Source organism: Shimia aestuarii, assembly GCF_022814865.1.
GTDB classification, from domain to species: domain Bacteria; phylum Pseudomonadota; class Alphaproteobacteria; order Rhodobacterales; family Rhodobacteraceae; genus Shimia; species Shimia aestuarii_A.
The window spans coordinates 63370-83220 of sequence record NZ_JAKVRD010000014.1; the positions used below are offsets into that span (position 1 = coordinate 63370).

Below are 19851 nucleotides of genomic sequence, written 5' to 3' on the forward strand. Positions count from 1 at the left end.
ACATACTCCATGAAGGCAGACCCGGGAACGAGAGGACAGAATGAGTTCGCAAGCTGGTGCGAACCAGAAGGGTTATACGCGCAAAGGTCCGAGCCTGATCGTCTTGGTTGGGATTTCATGCTTGAAGCTGATCCGCAGCGCTGTCCCAACCGGCCCCTCGATGGTCAGAATGACCTCCCGAAGTTTCTCGTTCAGGTAAAAACGACAGAACAGTCCAAATCGGCTCCGCGTATTAAGCTGTCGGCCCTAAAACATCTGGTCGACACGGATCTGCCAGCGGCGATCGCAGTTCTCTTTTATGAGAGAAGGGCGCGGCGATCGAAACGATGTGTGATTGTGCCAGTGGATGATGACCTTGTTGCCGACACCTTGCTCCGTGTCCGCGAACAAGAAGCAAAAGGGAACCGAGACATTCATAAAGTCAAAATTCCTATTCCTATGGATCGCGCAACGGAAATCGGCCCAGACGGGCAAGGATTGTCACGAGCCCTGCATAGCATCGTGAATGGCTTCCCCGATAGCTACGCCATTCACAAAAAACGGATACGGGAGACCTGCGGTTTCGATGGGCAACCAGTCATCGGGCGCTTTTTTGTTCCTGGAGAAAATGCCCGTCAAATGCTTGGTGATCTGTTCCTCGGCGGCAAAAGACAACTTGAGATCAATCACCTGACGATCGAGCAACAACGGTTCGGAATACCGCTGAGCAACGATCAAATCTATCTCCGGGACGCCATCCTTGAAATGGAGGCTCCTGCACTTCTGTCCGCGTCAATCGAGCTTGAAGCCGATACCGGAGAATGGGCGGCTGTTCCCGTGGACGTCTTCGTTCCACCTCCCTTTGCAGCAGACGAAGAAACCCAAAAAATCCGACTTGCAAACCAATACCTGGAATTGGCCCTTGATTTTCAAGCCGAGCGAGCTGGCATCACTTTCGACTACGATGGTAGCAGGACGGTTGATTTTGAGGAAGCAGTGAAGGTCTACGAAATCGGCGCAATCCTGGCGCAACCAAAAAAGAAAGTGACAATTCAGGTCCAAGACGCTCGGATGACCTTTCCCATCATTGAAGACGAGGGCCCGTTCAAGCATTGGATTCCTGTAGCACCAATGCTGCGAAGAATTTCTACAGCAATCGGCAAGTCCACGCGCCAAGTTCAAGGTACTATTCAATTTGAGGCATTCAATGAATGGGTAGGTACACACGCGGAATTGCTCGCATTGGGTTCGATACCAGAAGGGCAACTGATTTTTCCAAGATGGCCGGACGATGGAATCGTTGACGAGGTTGAGCAGATCCTAGCGCCAATATCTGTGGAACTGATGGGCGTTCAGTATGCAGCTCTCATCGAAGTACCTATCGCTTCTGTCGCGCGAGATGACACAGAAATAACGATTGTTGCTGGGCAGCCTGGTGTCATTGATGAAGTCATCCGCGCGCCGGGAGCAGACACATCCGACTTCGTTGACCTTTCGGTCGAAGCTTTCAAGCGCCGCAGAGGTATTTCAGGGCCAGTGCTCATTTCCGGCGGCTTTGAGACCTAGCCCCAGGGAAACGATACTACGACCTAAGTTTACGAATTTAATCGTTGCTAGATTGATCAGATTCAGCGAATGACCGGAAAGCGGGCTGTGCCTGCAGCATCGGGGATCTGGGTTGTATGTCGGTTCTGTGGCATGAAATAACTTAACATAATAAACCTTACGAGATTTATTTTTGCAGGGGCACATTCTAAACTGGGTTGCGACAAATCCCTTATCCTGCTGAAAAGCAAGGAGAAAGAACATGGCCCACACAGAGCTGGATTTGCGTGAGAGACGCCCAATTGAAGACATGTTGAACGCAAAGATGCCTGTAAGCAAGATCGCGGCTGAGATCGGCAGGCATCGCTCGACCGTCTATCGTGAGATCAAACGCAACCAATTCGAAGATGACGAACTGCCGTATTTGAATGGCTACTACCGTGTGAATGCGCATAGAGCGGCTGATGCTCGGCGCGCTCGGCGCCGCAAATTGATCCGGCTGGAAGGTTTGCGCGCCCATGTCATAAAACAGTTGAAGGTTGGCTGGACCTCAGAACAGATTGCTGGCCGCCTTGCCTATGATGAACAGCCGGTTCGAGTGAGCCACGAAACGATCTACGCCTATGTCTACAGTCGCGAAGGCCAATCCGAGCGGCTGGCGCGCCACCTACCCAGTCGCCGGAAGAAACGATAGCCGCGCTATGCCAGACGGCCCAGAGGCCAGGTTTTCCCAACAGATAGGTCCATCCATCAACGCCTGGAGCATGTGAAGACCCGTGAGACCTTCGGTTAATGGGAAGGCGATCTGATGATCTTTGAACGCGCCCAGGGAAAGATGAACGTCGCTTCTCTGGGCGAGCGAAAAACCCGCTTTGCTGTGCTGTTCCGCAACAATGATCGCAGCTCAACGCATCTGATGAATAAGCTGATGGATGTGATGGAGCCCCTGCCCCAGTCGGCACGGCGTTCGAACACCTTCGACCGAGGCTTCGAGTTCCGGGAATGGCGCAGGCTTCAATCCGGCATCCGTACAGAAAGTTGGTTTTGCAACCCTCAAGCTCCCTGGCAGAAAGGATCGGTCGAGAACCTGAACAAGCGTGCCCGCCGATACCTGCCTCGAGATACCCAGCTCGCGGCGCTCTCAAATCGCTATATGAAGACGATTTGTGACCGCCTGAACGGAACTCCCAGAAAGTGCCTTGGGTGGCGCACACCGACCGAGGCCTTCAGAGAAGAGATCATGAAGCTGAGATAGAGGAAAACGTCGCAACGACCCTTGAGCCATCACTTGCGACTGATTGGCTTTGAGTGGTTTCCAGATTCATCTTTTTCGTCCTTGCTTCTGTAGATTGTTAATTATTTGGATAGTAAGCTCACATGCGCTTGGCGACTTCTTCCAACATGACTTCGCTCGCCCCGCCGCCGATGGCCTGCACACGGGCATCGCGTGACATGCGTTCCACCGGTGTTTCGCGCATATAACCCATGCCGCCGTGAAACTGGACGCAGTCATAAAGCACGCTGTTCACCAGTTCGCCGCAATAGGCTTTGACCATCGAGACCTCTTTCACGCAGTCACCGCCCGCGGCATCCAGACCGGCGGCGTGATAGACCAGCTGACGTCCTGCCGCGATCCGCGTCTGACAGTCGGCCAGCCGTTGGCGCACGGCCTGCTTGTCCCACAGAACGCCGCCAAAGGCCCTGCGCTGCTTGACGTAATCCACGGTCATGTCCAGCGCGGTTTGCGCTTCGGCACAGGCCATCGCACCCAGGACGATGCGTTCGTTCTGGAAGTTCTTCATCACCGAATAGAAGCCGCGGTTGACCTCGCCCAGAACGTTTTCGGCCGGGATGCGGACATCTTCGAAGATCAGTTCGGCAGTGTCCGAGCACAGCCAGCCGGTCTTGTTCAACGCCCGTCCGACCGAAAAGCCCGGCGTGCCTTTTTCGACCGCAAACATGGTGATCCCGCGCGACCCCTTGGCATCGGGATCGGTCTTGGCGCCGACAAAGTAGAGATCGCCATGCACGCCGTTGGTGATGAACATCTTGGTGCCGTTCAGCACCCAATCCGACCCGTCCCGCACCGCGCGGGTGCGCATGCCGGCCACGTCCGAGCCCGCGCCCGGCTCGGTCACGGCGACGGCGGTGATCATTTCGCCAGAGGTGATCGACGGCATCCACCGCGCCTTCTGTTCGGGCTTGCCGGCGTTTTCCAGATGCGGCGAGGCCATGTCGGTGTGGACCAGAACCGTGGCCGAGAATCCGCCAAAGGTGGATCGCCCGACCTCTTCGGCCAAAACCACGCTGGACATCACGTCCAGCCCCGCGCCGCCATACTGTTCGTCATAGCGCATCCCCAGAACGCCGAGATCACCCATCCGGCGCAGCACGTCGCGGGGCACCATGCCCTCCTCCTCCCAGGGCTCGGCCTTGGCGGTCACCTCGGTTTCGATGAACCGGCGCAGCTGGTCGCGGATCAAGTTGAGGTCTTCGTTGAACGGGCCGGAGGCCGCGGTGATGTTGTCTTGTCTGGTCATGTGTTTTCCTCTGGATCGAGTTTGATAAGTGGGGCGTGCCCGGCAACCGTGTCGCCCGGTGCACAATAGATTTCCGTCACTACGCCCGCGACCGGCGCGGGCAGGCTTTGCAACAGCTTCATGGCCTCAAGCACCACAAGCGTGTCACCGGCTTTAACGCGGTCGCCGCGTGCGACACGCACCTCGGCAACGGCGCCGGGCATGGGTGCGGACAACAGGTCAGCGACGCCAGACCCGCCGGTGGCACGTTGCAGATGCTGGTCTTCCAGCGTGCGCAGGTCTGTCGCGGTCATTCCGGCAGGGGTTTGCAGGTGCACCCGCCAGTGACCCGGCGCGCGCGCGACATAGGCGGTGCGCGAAAACGGAACCCCGTCGATGCGTCCGCTCAGACGGCATCCTGTTAAGGCGGCACTCTCGACCGTGATGGTCTGGCCGTCCGGCTGTACGGCTGTCAACACCGACCCGGAGCCGTTTACGCGGATCGGGTCGTCTTTTGTCGTCTCCCAATAGGATGCTGCACCGGGCCACCCCGCAGGGGCCGTGAGCCGCCATGACCCCAGGCTTTCCCAGGGCGACGCGCCCGCCGGGGCGAGATGCAGATGCAGCGCCATCGCGGCAAGGGCCATGTCCCGGGGATCAGCGGACGGTTCAGTCCAGCCGCCTGGAAACATCTCGGGCAGGCCTGAGGTATGGTGCCGGAACGCCTCAAAATCCGGGTGTGTCAGCAACGCGCGCTGATAGGCCAGGTTCAGACCGACGCCACCGACTGCAAAGGCATCCATTGCGACAACCGCCCGGCGGATCGCACCGGCCCGATCCGGCGCGTGGACGATCAGCTTGGCAATCATCGAATCGTAATGGTGGCTGACGACCGAGCCTGCCTCGACCCCGGTATCGAGCCGCACGCCGGCGGGCGGAGCCCAAAGGCTGATCTCGCCCGTTTCGGGGCGGAAATTCTCGGCCGGGTTTTCGGCGGCGATGCGGATTTCAATGGCGTGCCCGTCAAACTGCACATCGCCTTGCGTCAGCGCCAGCGGCTCGCCCCGCGCGATGCGCAACTGCCATTCGACCAGATCGATGCCGGTGATCGCCTCGGTCACGGGGTGTTCCACCTGCAACCGGGTATTCATTTCCAGAAAGTAGTATTCACCGCGCCCGGGGTCATAGAGGTATTCCACCGTCCCGGCGGAGCGATAGCCGATCGCCTGCGCCAACCGCACCGCTGCCGCCCGCATGCGGTCGCGCACAGCCTCGGGAAGATCGGCGGCGGGGGCTTCTTCGATCAGCTTTTGGTGGTTGCGTTGCAGCGAACAATCGCGGTCGCCCAGATGCAGCACGGTGCCGTGAGTGTCGCCCAGAACCTGCACTTCGACGTGGCGGGCACGGGGTGCATAGCGTTCGAGGAACACCGCCGGATCGTCGAAGGCGCTCTGCGCTTCGGCCCGGGCAGATGCAATCGCTTCGGGTGCGTCGCCCGGATCGGAGACCAGCCGCATCCCGCGTCCGCCGCCGCCGGCGCTGGCCTTGACCAGAAAGGGGGTGCCTAGCGCCTCGGCCTCTTGCAGCAGGCGCGCGTCGGACTGATCCTCGCCTCGATAGCCGGGCAGGACGGGCACGCCTGCGGCTTCGGCGGCAGCCTTGGCCTCGATCTTGGAGCCCATCCGCGCGATAGCGTCGGGTTCCGGCCCGATGAACACAAGGCCCGCCGCCTCGACCGCCGCCGCGAAACCGGCATTCTCAGACAGAAAACCATAGCCCGGGTGCACCGCACACGCGCCCGTCGCCCGCGCGGCCTCAAGGATGGCCTCGACGTTCAAATAACTGTCCGACGGGGCGGCCCCACCGATGCAGACGGCATGATCGGCCTCGGCCACGAAGGGCGCGTCGCGGTCCGCGTCCGAAAACACCGCTACGTTTTCCAGCCCCAGTTTGCGGCACCCGCGCTGGATGCGCCGGGCAATCTCGCCCCGGTTGGCGATCAGAACGCGGGTGAAGCTCATTTCACCCGCCATGACGGAACGCCCTTGTTGATGAAACTGTTGATGCCTTCGATACCTTCCTCAGTCTCCCACGCATCGGCCAGCCGGTCGGCGGTGTAGATCATGTTGGTCTCCAGATCGTGGGACGCGACATAGGCGATCAGCGCCTTGGTATCGGCCACGGCACCCGGCGCGGCCTGAAGGTGATCATGCACCACCCGGTTCACCGTGGCGTCCAGGTCGCCCGGCGCGACAACCTCGGTCAACAGACCGATCCGCTCGGCGCGGGCCGTGTCGAACAACGCCCCCGACAGCATGGTTTCACGCGAATGCACCTTGCCGATGCGGGCCACCACATAAGGCGATATATTCGCGGGCAGAAGGCCCAGTTTTACCTCGGTCAGACCGAAGCGCGCGCCTTCGGCGCCGATGGTGTAGTCGCAGACGGAGATCATGCCGACACCGCCACCGTAAGCCGGGCCGTTGATCCTCCCGATCAAGGGTTTGGGCAGCGTGTCAAGACGGCGCAACAGCCGCGCCAGCGTGGCGCTTTGTGCGACCCTTTCACTACGGGTTTTCTCGACATTAGAGGCGAACCAGTTGAAATCGCCGCCCGCGCAGAAGCTCTTGCCCGCGCCGGTCAGGACCACAATACGCACATCGTCATCTGCAGCCAGCTTTTCGGCGGCATCGTATAGCTCTGCGATCAATTCGCCATTCAGCGCATTGTGTTTGTCGGGGCGGTTGAGCGTCAGCGTGGCGACGCCACGCGCATCGGTTTCGATAAGGATCGTGTTGTAGGTATTGGTCAACTTGAAGCCTCACATTCTGAATACAGGCGTATGGCGCCCGGCTTCGGGCACCGATGTCACGATGGCCAGACACAGGCCAAGGATATCGCGGGTTTGCGCGGGTTCGATCAGCCCGTCATCCCAAAGCCGCGAGGTGGCATAATAGGGATCGGACTGTTCACCGTACTGGGCCCGAACCTGCTCCTCGATCAGCTTCATGTCGGCCTCCATCTTGCCCGGGTCGCCCCCTTTCTGGCGGCGCAGTTCCAGCATCACATTTGTGGCGATGTCGGCAGACATGGTGGCCAGTTCCGCCGTGGGCCAGGCAAAGAGAAAATTCGGGGCGAAACCACGTCCGCACATGCCGTAGTTGCCTGCCCCGTATGAGCCGCCCAAGAGGACCGACAGGCGCGGCACCTTGGCAACCGACATGGCATAGACCAGCTTGGCGCTGTCTTTGGCAATGCCGCCGCGCTCGGCTTCGGTGCCGACCATGAAGCCCGAGATGTTGTGGAGGAACAAAAGCGGGATGTTGCGTTGATCGCACATCGACACGAATTGCGCGCCCTTGAGCGAACTGTCGGACACAAGCGCCCCATTATTTGCGAGAATGCCCACTCGATAGCCGTGAATCCGCGCGGTGCCGCAGACCAGCGTCTCACCCCATCCGGGCTTGAATTCGCGGAATTCGCCGGCGTCGATCATGCGCAGCAGAACCTCGCGCATGTCATAGGGCTGTTTGCGATCGGCGCTGATGACGCCAAGCAGTTCCTCTGGGTTGCGCGCCGGCGGCGCGCAGGTTGCATCGGGACCCATCGGGCGCGACAGGCCCAGTTCGGATACGATGTCGCGCATCAGAGCAAGCGCATGATACTCGTCCTCGGCCAGATGGTCAGACACACCGGAGAAGCGCGAATGCATCTCGGCCCCCCCCAATGTTTCTCCATCAACCTCTTCGTTGATCGCCACCTTGACGATCGAGGGGCCGCCCAGATGGATGCGTGCGTTGCCGCGTACCATGATGACTTCGTCCGACAGGGCCGGGATATAGGCCCCACCGGCCGTGCAGCCTCCAAAGACCGCCGAGATCTGCGGCAGGCCGCTCGCGGACATGTTGGTTTGACGATAAAAGGAATTGCCGAAATGGCGGGCATCGGGGAAAACCCGGTCCTGCTCTGGCAGATAGGCACCGCCGCAATCCACCAGATAGAGGCAGGGCAGCCGGTTCTCGGCTGCGATTTCCTGGGCGCGGATGTGTTTCTGCACGGTTTCGTGATAGAAAGACCCACCCTTCACTGTCGCATCGTTGGCGATCACAACGCAGGGCAGCCCGTGGACGATCCCGATACCGGTCACGATCCCCGCACCGGGCACCTCGCCCCCGTATTGACCGTAGGCGGCAAGCGACGACAGCTCAAGAAACGCAGTGCCCGGATCCACCAGCAGGTCGATCCGTTCGCGGACCAACAGCTTGCTGCGCTTGCGATGCCGCGCGACCATATCGGGGCGGCCGCCAGCCGTTGCTTCGGCGATCCGCGCGCGCAGCGTTTCGACGCGCTCGCTTTGTGCGGCGTGGTTGCGGGTGTAGGTCTCTGATGCGGTCAGCACCGCTGTTTCAAGACGTGCCATGAAGTCAGGTATCCTGTCTTTGGAGTATCCCGTTGAGGAACACATCGGCATAGGTGCGTGACAACGCATCGGCGCTACCGCGGTCCGGGTCGAACCAATCGAGCGTGGCGTTCAATGTACCGATCAGCATCAGGCGCAGGCGACGGATATCGACGTCTTGCTTCAGCGTGCCGTCTTTCTTAAGCTGGGACAGAAGACTGTCCCACTCTGCCTCATAGGCCCTTCGCGTAGGCAAGTTGGCATCCCGGACGGATTGCGGCACCTGCCCGAAAATACGCACATTCGCCGATGTATAATCGCTCACATCAAGAAGCGCGCGCAGATGCGCCCGGATCGCGGCGCGCAGTACCGTTTCGCCGTCGGTATCGGCCCGCAGGTCGGTGATGGCGTCTCTCATGCTCGCGTGAACGACTCGAATCCCTGCATCAAGAACGGCCGCGACGATCTCGTCCTTGGAACCGAAATGATAGTATATGCTACCCGCCTTGATCCCGGCGGCCTCGGCAATTTTTCGGAGCGAAACGGACCCGTAGCCTTGTTCGCGGAAAAGCCGCGCGGCAATGTCCAGCACCCCGTCCCGTCCAACCGCGCTGCGCGATGTCTCGTTGACTTTGATTGCCGCGTTTTGTGCCATAGACTTTCGTATCCCCCAACACCTAACTAACGACTGTTAGGTTAATAACTCAAGTGAGTCAATCGTCGTGATCGTGCCAGACTAGAGTTTGCGGAAAATTCCGCATTGGCGACCGCCAAGAGGCCGCCCAGACATTAATGTGCTTGCCCGGACCACGTCATCGGGTCCGGGCAACTGCCTTAGATCACGAAACCGCCACCGCAGATGACGTGCTGGCCTGAAATGAAGTTCGATTCCGGCGCACAGAACAGATAGACGGCACCGGCAGCTTCTTCCGGAGTGCCGACCCGGCCCAGCGGGATCATGCGCTCCATCTGGGACAGGAGATCGGGATTCACGCCGACCTTGATCTCTTTTTCTTCGACCTTGATCGTGCTGTCGCCATCCGCGCTGCCTTCGGTCAAGCGGGTGCGAATCGGGCCGAAGGCGACGGCGTTGACGTTGACCTTATAGCGGCCCCATTCCTTGGCCATCGTCCGGGTGACCCCTAGGATACCGGCCTTAGCGGCGGAATAGTTGATCTGGCCAGCATTGCCGCCGGTCCCTGCGATGGACGAGATGTTGACTACCTTGCGGAACACCTCTTGCCCGGCGGCGGCCTCTTCCTTGGCCTTGGCGCTGATCACCGGCTGGGCAGCGCGCAGGATCTTGAAAGGTGCCGTCAGGTGGACGTCGATGATCGCCTGCCACTGTTCGTCGGACATCTTCTGAACGACGCTATCCCAAGTGTAGCCTGCGTTGTTCACGATGATGTCTAACCCGCCAAAACTGTCCACGCCGGTCTTGATGAACCGTTCGGCAAAACCGTCTTCGGTAACGCTGCCGGCACAGACCACGGCCTCAGCTCCCATTGCGCGCACCGCCTCGGCGGTTTCATTGGCCGGACCGGCGTCCAGATCGTTGATCACCAGCCGGGCCCCTTCCGAGGCCAGTTTGAGAGCGATTTCGCGGCCAATGCCCCGGCCCGAGCCCGAGACCAGCGCCACGCGCCCGTCGAGTTTTCCAGTCATATTGATTCCTCCCGAAAGGCGCTATCAGGCTTTTTCATAAAGCGTGGTGACGCAGGCCCCGCCGAGGCCCAGATTGTGCTGAAGCGCCAGACGTGCGCCATCAACCTGGCGCGCATCTGCCTGGCCGCGAAGCTGCTGAACGAGCTCGGTACATTGCGCTAGGCCGGTCGCCCCAAGCGGATGGCCTTTGGACAAAAGACCGCCCGACGGGTTGGTCACGTATTTTCCGCCGTAGGTGTTGTCGCCATCATCAACGAATTTCGCCGCTTCGCCGCGACCGCAAAGGCCAAGCGCCTCATAGGTGATAAGCTCGTTGTGGGCGAAACAGTCGTGCAGTTCGACCACATCCACGTCCTCGGGCCCGATGCCCGCGTCCTCGTAAACCTGATCGGCGGCGCGCTTGGCCATCGAAAAGCCGACCACTTCGCGCATGTCATGGGCTTCGAAAGTTTCCGGGCCGTCCGTCGTCATGGCCTGCGCCGCGATCCGAACCGAACTGTCCAGTCCGTGCTTGTCGGCGAATTCCTTGGAACAAATGATCGCGGCGGCCGCGCCACAGGTTGGCGGACAGGCCATGAGCTTGGTCATGACGCCGGGCCAGACGACCTGGGCGGCCATGACGTCTTCCGCCGTCACCTCCTGCCTGAACAGGGCAACCGGATTCTTCGCAGCATGTCGGCTGGCCTTGGCGCGGATTTTTGCGAAGGTTTCCAGGGGGGTGCCGAACTCGTCCATATGCGCCTTGCCCGCACCGCCGAAGTACCGCAGCGCCAGCGGGATCTCGGCACTGCCAACCAGTTCGTCGGTTTCATTGTCGAATGCCGCAAACGGGCTGACCCGGTCATGGAACATCGCACCGATTGCGCCAGGCTGCATCTGTTCGAACCCAAGTGCCAGAGCACATTCGACCGCGCCGCTTTCAACTGCCTGCCTGGCCAGGAACAGGGCGGACGATCCGGTCGAGCAGTTGTTGTTCACATTCAGAACCGGGATGCCTGTCATTCCGACATGGTACAAGGCGCGCTGACCGCAGGTGCTGTCGCCATAGACATAGCCCACATAGGCCTGTTGGACTTTATCATAATCCAACCCCGCGTCTGCCAGAGCGGACCGGGTCGCAGCGGTCGCCATCACATCGTAGCTTTCGGATTTTCCCGGCTTCTGGAACGGGACCATCCCAACGCCTGCAACATAGGCTTTGTCTGTCATTTCTCTCTCTCCCAAGTTCGGTCAGGCCACCCTAATCGGTCCGCCAGCCTATTTTCTACCATTTGTTAGATTTTAAATTCCAACCTTGGGAAGTGTCAATATCGCCAAGCTGTGACGTAGGGAGCTTGCGCTATTTTCTAACTTGTGTTTGTTTTCGGGCCACACGCCCTGATTGGCGGCACAATTGAGGGATTCTGGTCCCGGCGCAACCGCTGACAAGCGTTTAGCACTCAGCTTACGAAAGGTGGTCGGAATGGCATACTGTTATGAGTTCAAGGGTTTTATACCCGTCGTGCCCGAGGATACATATGTCCACCCCCAGGCCGTTCTGATCGGAAATGTCATCTTGGGTCATGGATGCTACATCGGCCCCGGAGCAAGCTTGCGGGGCGATTTCGGCAGGATCGTGATCGGGGATGGAGCCAATGTTCAGGACAATTGCATCATCCATTCCTTTCCCGGCCGCGACGCCGTGGTGGAAAGCGACGGCCACATCGGCCATGGCGCGATCCTGCACGGTTGCACAGTGGGCCGGAACGCTCTGGTCGGAATGAATTCCGTCATTATGGATGGTGTAGAGCTTGGGGCGGAATCGATTGTCGGCGCGCAGGCGTTTGTGCGTGGCGAAACCGTGATTCCGCCGCGTTCGATGGTGGTGGGATCGCCGGCAAAGGTGATCCGCGAGGTCAGCGAGAAAGAAATCGCGTGGAAAACGCGCGGCACCGCGGAATACCAGCAACTTGCGCGCGACTGTCTGGCCGGATTGACGCCGGTCGAGCCGCTGAAGGCGGTCGAGGCAAACCGGCCCGGCATGGCGGCCTCTGACGTCGTCTCCATTCAGGAGGCGCGGCGGACATCGTCCTGACCTGTCCGGGAACCGGACCGGTCAGGACTACTTCAGATTCCGAAAGCGCCAGATGGAAGCGCTTTGACGCGGAACGGCACTCCCAGACCCGGTGTGCCGTCCCTCAAGCCTTTACAGACGGAAGATCCCGTAGTGCGGATCGTCGATCGGTGCATTGAGCGAGGCAGAAATCGACATGCCAAGCGCGTTGCGTGTGTCCGCCGGATCGAGGATGCCGTCGTCCCACAATTCCGATGTCGAGGTATAAGCCTCGACATCGCGCTTGTATTTTTCCAGCACCGGTTCGCGGATCGCGGCGATTTCTTCTTCGGTCAGCTCTTTGCCTTCGCGCTGAAGCTGCCGAATCTTGACGTCCGCCATGGTATTTGCGGCCTGATCCGCCCCCATCACGCCGATCTCGGCCTGGGGCCACATGAACAGCGTGCGCGCGTCCCAGGCCCGTCCGCACATCCCGTAGTTGCCGGCCCCGTAAGACGCATTGGCGATCACGGTAAACTTCGGCACGACCGAGCCGCCCTGCGCCATCAGCATCTTGGCGCCATCCTTGGCGATGCCTCGTTCTTCGTATTCGCGGCCCACCATATAGCCGGTGATGTTCTGGAAAAAGACCAGAGGCGTGCGGTTCTGGTTGCACAACTGCATGAAATGCGCTGCCTTGAGCGAACTGTCGTTGAACAGCACCCCGTTGTTGGCAAGGATGCCGACCTTGTAACCCCAGATATGGGCAAAGCCGCAAACCATCGTGGTGCCATAGTCGGGCTGGTATTCGTGAAAGCGCGAGCCATCGACGATCCGCGCCAGAACCTCGCGCATATCAAACTGGGTTTTCCGGTCCTTGGGGATGATCCCATAAAGCTCCTTGGGGTCGTAGTATGGCTCTTCAAAAGCGGCGGTTTCGATGATCGTTTTCGGGGTGCGCTTCCATTGGCTGACAATCTCGCGCGCCAGTGAAAAGGCGTGCTGTTCAGTGGCGGCTCGGTAGTCGCCGGTTCCCGAAACCGAGGTATGCATAACCGCCCCACCAAGTTCCTGAACACCGACCTCTTCGCCGGTGGCCGCCTTGACCAGCGGGGGACCGCCAAGGAAAATCGCGCCTGTGCCTTCGATGATGATGTTGTAGTCGCTCAGCGTCGGCACATAGGCACCGCCAGCCGTGCAGTGTCCGCCGACCACGGCAATCTGCGGGATATTGGCTTGGCTCAGCTTGACCTGGTTGCGGAACACCCGCCCGCCCAGATACCGGTCGGGAAACACCCCGTGCTGCAGCGGCAGGAAACCGCCCGCGCTGTCGCAGATATGGATGACCGGCAGGCGGTTTTCCAGCGCGACATCCAGAAGACGCACGACCTTTTTGACCGTATGTGGATACCAAGCCCCGCCCTTGACGCTAGCGTCGTTGGCGTGGATGGCGACCTCGCGACCCTGCACAATACCGATGCCCGTCACCACAGCGGCGCCAGGCACGGTGCCATCGTATTCGCGACAGGCGGCAAGTGTGGAAAACTCCAAAAACGGAGTGCCGGGGTCCAGCAGCAGTTTCAACCGCTCGCGCACGCCCAGTTTGTTCTGGCGGGCAAGGCGGTCGATATCGCGTTGCGGACGTTCGAAACGCGCCGCGTGCTGGCGGGCGTGGAATTCCTTCAGCCGTTCAGACATGGCGGCGAAATTTGCCTTGTAGTCGGCGGCATTGGTGTCGATCTGACTTTCAATCCTGCGCATTGTCACTCCTCCTCCGGGGCCAATTGGGCCAGGATGTCTTTCAGACCAAAACTGTCGCCTTCGGCGAATGGCATTTCGGCAACGACCCCGCCGCGCGGCGCCGTCAGTGTGGTTTCCAACTTCATGCTTTCGATCACCAGAAGCGGCTGGCCTTCTTCAACCGCATCGCCGGGTTTAACCGCAACCGACACCACGACACCCGGCATGGGCGCCACCAATCGGTCGTCGCTCGCGCCACCGTCGCTTCCGGCCAGGCGTTCGGCGGGCTCAACCCGCCCGACTTCGTAGGTTCGCCCGTCCATGTGCACAAAAGTTGCTTCCGGCCCCACGGCCAGTCGCAATTCGCGCACAACACCCTTGGCCCGCAGCTTGTAACCGCCCGGCAGACCCGTCGGGTCCAATTGGCAGGCAACAGCGCCAGTGGGGGTATTGAGCACGAACCGGCTGCCATCATGACCCAGCCAGCAATCAGTCTCTTCTCCGTCGATCTGAAAAATCCGTTGCATCAGTTTCTCCACCCGCCCATCTTGCGGTACATTTCCGGTATCTGCATTACGTCACTCACCAGGCGCTCGTCCGATAGGGCCGCCGCCGCTATCAGCAAGTCAGAGACATCTTCGCCCGGCGCGGTCAGCGTTTCGGATTGTTCAGCCAGGAAGCCAGTTGAAACGTCACCAGAGGCGAAATCCGGATGTGCAAGGATTGCATCCAGGTAACCAGTGTTGGTCGTTACCCCGAGAATCACATAGCTTTGCACCGCGCTCCGGGCACGGGCGATGGCCTGCGCGCGATCCGGGCCATGTACGATCAGCTTGGACAACATCGGGTCGAAGTCGGTTGTCACCTTGCCGCCATCCAGAATGCCGCTGTCCACGCGGATCCCCTCGCCCTGGGGTTCGTCCAGCAGCAGGATATCGCCGATCGCGGGCCGGAAATCGGCCGTCGCGTCCTCGGCGCAGATGCGCAGTTCGATCGAGTGTCCGGTTTGGGGAATATCCGCCTGCACGGCGCTCAGCCCGTCGCCCGCCGCGACACGCAGCTGCTCGGCAACCAGATCGAAGCCGGTCACCAGTTCGGTCACCGGATGTTCGACCTGAAGGCGGGTGTTCATTTCCAGGAAATAAAAGGCCCCGTCCTGCGCATAGATGAATTCAACGGTCCCTGCCCCGCGGTATTTGACGGCACGGGCAATTCCGGCAGCGGTCTCGCAGATCTCATCCCGTTGCTCGGGGGTCAGCGCCGGTGACGGCGTTTCCTCGATAATCTTCTGGAACCGGCGCTGGATCGAACATTCACGTTCCCAGAAATGGACCACGTTGCCCTGTCCGTCGCCCATCACCTGCACCTCGATATGGCGCGGGCGTTCGATATAGCGTTCGACGAAAAGCCGCCCGTCGCCGAAATATCGTTCGCCTTCGCGGCGCGCGGTTTCGATTTCGGTTTCCAGCGTGCTGTCCTCGCGCACAACGCGCATGCCCTTGCCGCCACCGCCGGCCGAGGGTTTGATCAGCAGCGGATAGCCCACGGCGCGGGCGCGTTCGACAAAGCTCGCCGGATCATCATCCTCGATGGCCGAGGGGGCGACGGGAAACCCGCGTTCCTCGACGAAGGCGCGGGCGCGGACCTTGTCCCCCATCAGGTCGATGACCTCGGACGTCGGGCCGACAAAGGTCACTCCGGCTTTTTCCAGCGCCGCGACAAAACCGGCATTCTCTGACAGAAAGCCATAGCCGGGATGAACCGCGTCCGCGCCGATCCCTTTGGCGGCTTCGACGATCTGAGGAATATCGAGATAGGCGGCCACGGGCGTCGGGCCGTCGATCATCACGACCTCATCTGCGATCAGATGCGCTGGCCCCTCTTGCTCGGCGACATGACGCAACACGGCCGTCGCAAGCCCGCGGGCCTTGGCGGTGCGCAGCACGCGCGCCGCGATCTCGCCCCGATTGGCGACCAGGAGTTTCGAAATGGTCATGGTGTCGTCCTCTTAGTTCCGGGCCGCGGCATTCAGTCCGTCACGTGCGGCCAGATCGGCTGGCACGGGAATTTCGATATCAAGCAGCATCTGCGCGAACCCTTTGCCCTGCGGGTCTATGCGGACCGAAGCGATGCCCCCCCCGCCCAGCGAGTCATGCAGCAGGAAATTCAGCGAATGGCTTCCGGGCAGGTCGAACCGTTCGACCTTGCCTTCGCAGACATGGGCGAAATAGTCCTTCACCACCTCTTCGCTGAGAGCCGAGCGGATATATGGCAGGTAGTCCGGCTTGCGCGCGAGGATGCCGATATTGGCGATATCCCCCTTGTCGCCCGAGCGGCCCCAGGCCAGATCGACGAGGCGGGCCTTGACAGCGTCCGGGCCGGGCTCGCGGCTATCTGCGGGCGGTGCGGCAGGTGGATCAAGGTGGACTGGCGTAGTGGCCACGCTCACGGGCACATCCTTGCCGTCGACCTCGACCGCGACGGGGGTCTCGGCCTTGCTCTGAAGGAAGGAGAACAGGCGGACCACCGGTTGCACCTTGGGCCGTCCGGCGAAGAACCCGGTCAGACCCTGCGCGGTCGAAATCGCCATCGGTGCTATTTCGCCGGCAAAGATGTTCAGCGCGGCGCGATCGTCATGGACCGCGCCGATCTTGAGCACCACCTCGCGGGTTCGAGCGCGCGCATTTGCGCCATAGGCAGCCTCGGCCCCCAGCACCTCGACGCTGACCTGCCGAAAATCGCCCATGTTGCGGTCGCGGAAAATCCGGCGACAGCGGGTCAGGATCGCCTCGGCCACACGTTCGGCCTTGGCGGGTGCATCAATCGCGGCCAGTGTCAGGGTAGAGACCGCGCGCCAGCCATCGGCATGGGTCGCCGACACCTTGTAGCTGTCGGTGCGCCCAAGCCCCCTGCCGCCCTTGACCAGCACCTGATCGGGTCCGACCTGCTCCAGGGTGACCCCGGACCAGTCGCAGATCACGTCGGGCAACAGGTAGGCGCGCGGATCCCCGATTTCATAGAGCATCTGCTCTCCGACTGACCCGGGCACGACCAGCCCGCCGGTGTCAGGCGTCTTGGTCATGATGAAACTGCCGTCTTCGGACACCTCGACGATGGGCATGCCCATATTGTCCCAACCCGGCACGTCCTGCCAGTCGGTGAAGTTGCCGCCGGTTCCCTGGGGGCCGCATTCGATCAGGTGGCCGGCCAGCGATCCCTGGCTGAGCTTGTCCCAGTCATCGTCGCCCCAGCCGTATTCATGCATCAGGGGACCAAGCGCGACCGCGCTGTCGGCGCAGCGTCCGGTGATCACGATGTCGGCCCCGGCATCCAGCGCGGCAGCGATGGGGCGGGCACCCAGATAGGCATTCATGCTCCAGATATCATCTGGAAATGCGACACCCGAGAACATTTCCGTCTGACCGTTTTTGCGAATTTCATCGGCCCTGGGCAACAGGTCATCGCCTAGCACGACTCCGATGGACAGATCGATCCCGGCCTGGGCGGCGGCTTTGGCAAGCGCATCGCTGCAGCCACGCGGGTTCACGCCCCCTGCATTGGCAACGACCTTGATCCCTTTTGCCTTGATATCCGGCAACCAGGGTGCCAGCGCCTTGACGAAGTCCGGCGCATAGCCCGTCTCGGGCGCTTTGGCGCGGGCCCGCGCCATCAGCGACATTGTCACCTCTGCCAGATAGTCAAACACCAGATAGTCGATCTCGCCCTTTGAGACCAGTTGACCGATCGCTTCCGGCGTATCGCCCCAGAAGCCCGACGCGCATCCGATGCGCAGCTTGCGTTCCGACATATTCCTCTCCTCCCCGTTTGATCAGCGGCCCGTCCATTCAGGTTTGCGCTTCGAGATGAAGGCATCAAAGCCTTCGCGCGCGTCTTCGGTCTGCGCTACTCGCGGTAACAGTGTTTCTGCAAACCGCATCTGCTGCGGATAGGTCATGTCCTCCATCGCGTGGCAGGCGTATTTTCCCAGCCGGATCGCGCTCGGCGACTGCGCAGCAATCTGGGCAACCAGTTCTGCAACCTTGTCGTCCAACCCCGCGGCATCGGTCACATAGTTGACCAGATTGAACTGCAGGGCTTCCTCGGCCGTCAGAGGAACGCCGGTGATGAACATCTCCATCAGCCTCCGCCGGGGCAGCACGCGCATCATGGGTGGCACGATCGTCATGGGAAACAGACCCACCTTCACTTCCGGCGTTCCGATGCGGGCATGATCCGCCATCACAGCCAGATCGCAGGCACAGATGATGCCCGCTCCCGCCCCCATCGCGACGCCATTGATGCGCGCGATCGTTGGCTTTCGGCACGCCTGTATCGTCTCGAACAACCTTCCGGCAAAATGATCCGGGTCCGCCGGATCCTGAACAAACGGGCCGCCATCCGCCCCCGCCTTGATGTCGCCCCCGGCACAGAAGGCGCGCTCGCCCTCGCCGGTCAGAACGATCACGCGGCAATCGCTGTCCCTCTCGGCAGCACATATGGCGGCCATGATCCCGTCTGCGACCTCACGGTTGAGGGCATTTCGATTTTCAGGACGTCGAATCGTGATACTCACTTCTTTGCCGAGCACCTGCGATTGAACAACGCTCTCAGTCATTTCCGAAGCTCCCCCCTGTATTCTAGGACGCCGCGCTTTCTTACGTAAGGTCGTCAAAAGCTTGGCTTGATCTATTTTCTAACATATGTTTGATTTTGGTCAACAACGCAAACAACATTTTTCGGGAGGACGATATGACCGCTCAAAGTGAGGCCATCTCGGCTGATCTGGAAGCCATCAGGGCGAACTATTCTTTGACTGATGAGCAACGCCAGATCGTCGATCACGTGGATCGGGTATCGCGCGAGGTGCTGCACCCGCTGCAGGCGCGCATGGATGACGAGGAATGGTGGCCCGATGATCTGTTCAAGCAGATGGGCGAGCTGGGCCTGCTGGGGATTACCGCGCCGGAGGAGCTGGGCGGATCGGGGCAGAACGAGTTTACCCAGGCGCTGGTGTCCGAGGTGATTTCGAAGTGGAATCCGGCTGTGGGCCTCTCGCACGGGGCGCATGACAACCTGTGCCTGAATAACCTGCTGCGCAATGGCTCCGAAGAGCAGGTGAAGAAATACGTGCCGGGCCTTTGCTCGGGCGAGCTCGTCGGTGCTTTGGGCCTGACCGAACCGGGTGCGGGATCCGATGCGCTCGGATCCATGGCCACCACTGCCCGCCGCGACGGTGATGATTATGTCATCAACGGCTCGAAGATTTACATCACCAACGGCCCCATTGCCGATGTGATCCTGCTTTATGCCAAAACCGACAAGTCGAAGGGCGCCAAGGGCATTTCTGCTTTCATCATCGAGACGGACAATCCCGGTTTCAAGGTGGCACAAAAGCTTGACAAAATGGGCTTTCGCGGCTCGCCAACCGGAGAACTGGTGTTTGAGGATTGCCGCGTACCCGCATCCGCCATGGTTGGACCGGAAAACACCGGCGTTTCGGTGGTAATGAGCGGGCTGGATCTGGAACGCGCCATGGTCGCATCGGTCTGTGTCGGCATGGCCGAACGCGCGCTGGAACTGGGGCTGGAATACGCCAAGATCCGCGAACAATTCGGCAAGCCGATCGCAAGTTTCCAGATGATGCAGTCGAAACTGGCCGAGATCTACACCGAGGTCGAAACCGCGCGCGCCTTCGGTTATCGCGCGCTGGCCGCCTGTACCGGCCTGCCGAAAGGCGCCGGGGGCCGCGGCGAAATCCACAAACTGACGGCGGCGGCCTGTCTTTACGCCGGCGAGGCATTCAACAAGGCGGTGACCGAAGCCTGCCATATTCATGGTGGCTCTGGCTACATGCAGGACACCGAGATCAACCGGCTGTTCCGCGCCAACAAGCTGCTGGAAATCGGCGCGGGTACAAGCGAAGTCCGCAAGATCATCATTGCCGAAGAACTTTTGCGCGCCTGAGGGGGACG

General features: G+C 60.6%; 15 protein-coding genes and 1 pseudogene. 4 read left to right on the forward strand and 12 right to left on the reverse strand.

The features are described from left to right. Nucleotides 1–9 precede the first annotated feature (9 nt). On the forward strand, nt 10–1545 hold the full coding sequence (locus MK745_RS13780; protein ID WP_243613886.1) for a hypothetical protein: 1536 nt from the start codon (nt 10–12) through the stop codon (nt 1543–1545). 241 nt (nt 1546–1786) lie between these two features. Next, a pseudogene (locus MK745_RS13785) lies at nt 1787–2779 on the forward strand (IS30 family transposase). 118 nt (nt 2780–2897) lie between these two features. Here the strand turns inward: MK745_RS13785 and MK745_RS13790 are convergent. The 7 genes from MK745_RS13790 to MK745_RS13820 form a co-directional block, all read right to left on the reverse strand. After that, nucleotides 2898–4064: an acyl-CoA dehydrogenase family protein gene (locus MK745_RS13790; protein ID WP_243613887.1), complete on the reverse strand. Its 1167-nt coding sequence runs from the start codon at nt 4062–4064 to the stop codon at nt 2898–2900. Next, nucleotides 4061–6064, reverse strand: a complete 2004-nt coding sequence (locus MK745_RS13795) for an acetyl/propionyl/methylcrotonyl-CoA carboxylase subunit alpha (RefSeq protein WP_243613888.1) — start codon at nt 6062–6064, stop codon at nt 4061–4063. Before MK745_RS13795 ends, MK745_RS13790 begins: the two co-directional genes overlap by 4 nt. Next, the gene (locus MK745_RS13800) at nt 6061–6855 is read right to left on the reverse strand and encodes a crotonase/enoyl-CoA hydratase family protein (protein WP_028288551.1); all 795 of its coding nucleotides are present in this window, start codon (nt 6853–6855) and stop codon (nt 6061–6063) included. Before MK745_RS13800 ends, MK745_RS13795 begins: the two co-directional genes overlap by 4 nt. A 9-nt stretch (nt 6856–6864) precedes the next feature. After that, entirely contained in the window at nt 6865–8463 is a 1599-nt protein-coding gene (locus tag MK745_RS13805; RefSeq protein WP_243613889.1) for an acyl-CoA carboxylase subunit beta, read from the reverse strand. 4 nt (nt 8464–8467) lie between these two features. Then, nucleotides 8468–9097 (reverse strand): TetR/AcrR family transcriptional regulator, encoded by a 630-nt coding sequence (locus tag MK745_RS13810; RefSeq protein WP_243613890.1) that lies wholly within the window; start codon nt 9095–9097, stop codon nt 8468–8470. 179 nt (nt 9098–9276) lie between these two features. Beyond that, entirely contained in the window at nt 9277–10107 is an 831-nt protein-coding gene (locus MK745_RS13815) for an SDR family NAD(P)-dependent oxidoreductase (RefSeq protein WP_067927628.1), read from the reverse strand. A gap of 24 nt (nt 10108–10131) precedes the next feature. Continuing rightward, nucleotides 10132–11316: a lipid-transfer protein gene (locus MK745_RS13820; protein WP_138424257.1), complete on the reverse strand. Its 1185-nt coding sequence runs from the start codon at nt 11314–11316 to the stop codon at nt 10132–10134. Between the two features lie 253 nt (nt 11317–11569). Here MK745_RS13820 and MK745_RS13825 point away from each other — a divergent pair, with 253 nt between their 5' ends. Then, on the forward strand, nt 11570–12181 hold the full coding sequence (locus tag MK745_RS13825) for a transferase hexapeptide repeat family protein (RefSeq protein ID WP_043753615.1): 612 nt from the start codon (nt 11570–11572) through the stop codon (nt 12179–12181). A gap of 111 nt (nt 12182–12292) precedes the next feature. Here MK745_RS13825 and MK745_RS13830 read toward each other — a convergent pair whose 3' ends face one another. The 5 genes from MK745_RS13830 to MK745_RS13850 are packed head-to-tail and all read right to left on the reverse strand — an operon-like array spanning nt 12293 to nt 18494. Continuing rightward, nucleotides 12293–13900: an acyl-CoA carboxylase subunit beta gene (locus MK745_RS13830; RefSeq protein ID WP_027264426.1), complete on the reverse strand. Its 1608-nt coding sequence runs from the start codon at nt 13898–13900 to the stop codon at nt 12293–12295. A 2-nt stretch (nt 13901–13902) separates the two neighbouring features. Then, nucleotides 13903–14406, reverse strand: a complete 504-nt coding sequence (locus MK745_RS13835) for an acetyl-CoA carboxylase biotin carboxyl carrier protein subunit (RefSeq protein ID WP_243613891.1) — start codon at nt 14404–14406, stop codon at nt 13903–13905. Then, the gene (locus MK745_RS13840; RefSeq protein ID WP_243613892.1) at nt 14406–15875 is read right to left on the reverse strand and encodes an acetyl-CoA carboxylase biotin carboxylase subunit; all 1470 of its coding nucleotides are present in this window, start codon (nt 15873–15875) and stop codon (nt 14406–14408) included. The genes MK745_RS13835 and MK745_RS13840 overlap by 1 nt, the downstream gene beginning before the upstream one ends. Before the next feature lie 12 nt (nt 15876–15887). Then, the gene (locus MK745_RS13845; RefSeq protein ID WP_243613893.1) at nt 15888–17687 is read right to left on the reverse strand and encodes an acyclic terpene utilization AtuA family protein; all 1800 of its coding nucleotides are present in this window, start codon (nt 17685–17687) and stop codon (nt 15888–15890) included. A gap of 21 nt (nt 17688–17708) precedes the next feature. Then, nucleotides 17709–18494 (reverse strand): enoyl-CoA hydratase-related protein, encoded by a 786-nt coding sequence (locus tag MK745_RS13850; RefSeq protein WP_243613894.1) that lies wholly within the window; start codon nt 18492–18494, stop codon nt 17709–17711. Between the two features lie 95 nt (nt 18495–18589). On the opposite strand from MK745_RS13850, the gene MK745_RS13855 reads away from it, so the two are divergent. Next, nucleotides 18590–19843: an acyl-CoA dehydrogenase family protein gene (locus MK745_RS13855; protein WP_243613895.1), complete on the forward strand. Its 1254-nt coding sequence runs from the start codon at nt 18590–18592 to the stop codon at nt 19841–19843. Nucleotides 19844–19851 lie beyond the last annotated feature (8 nt).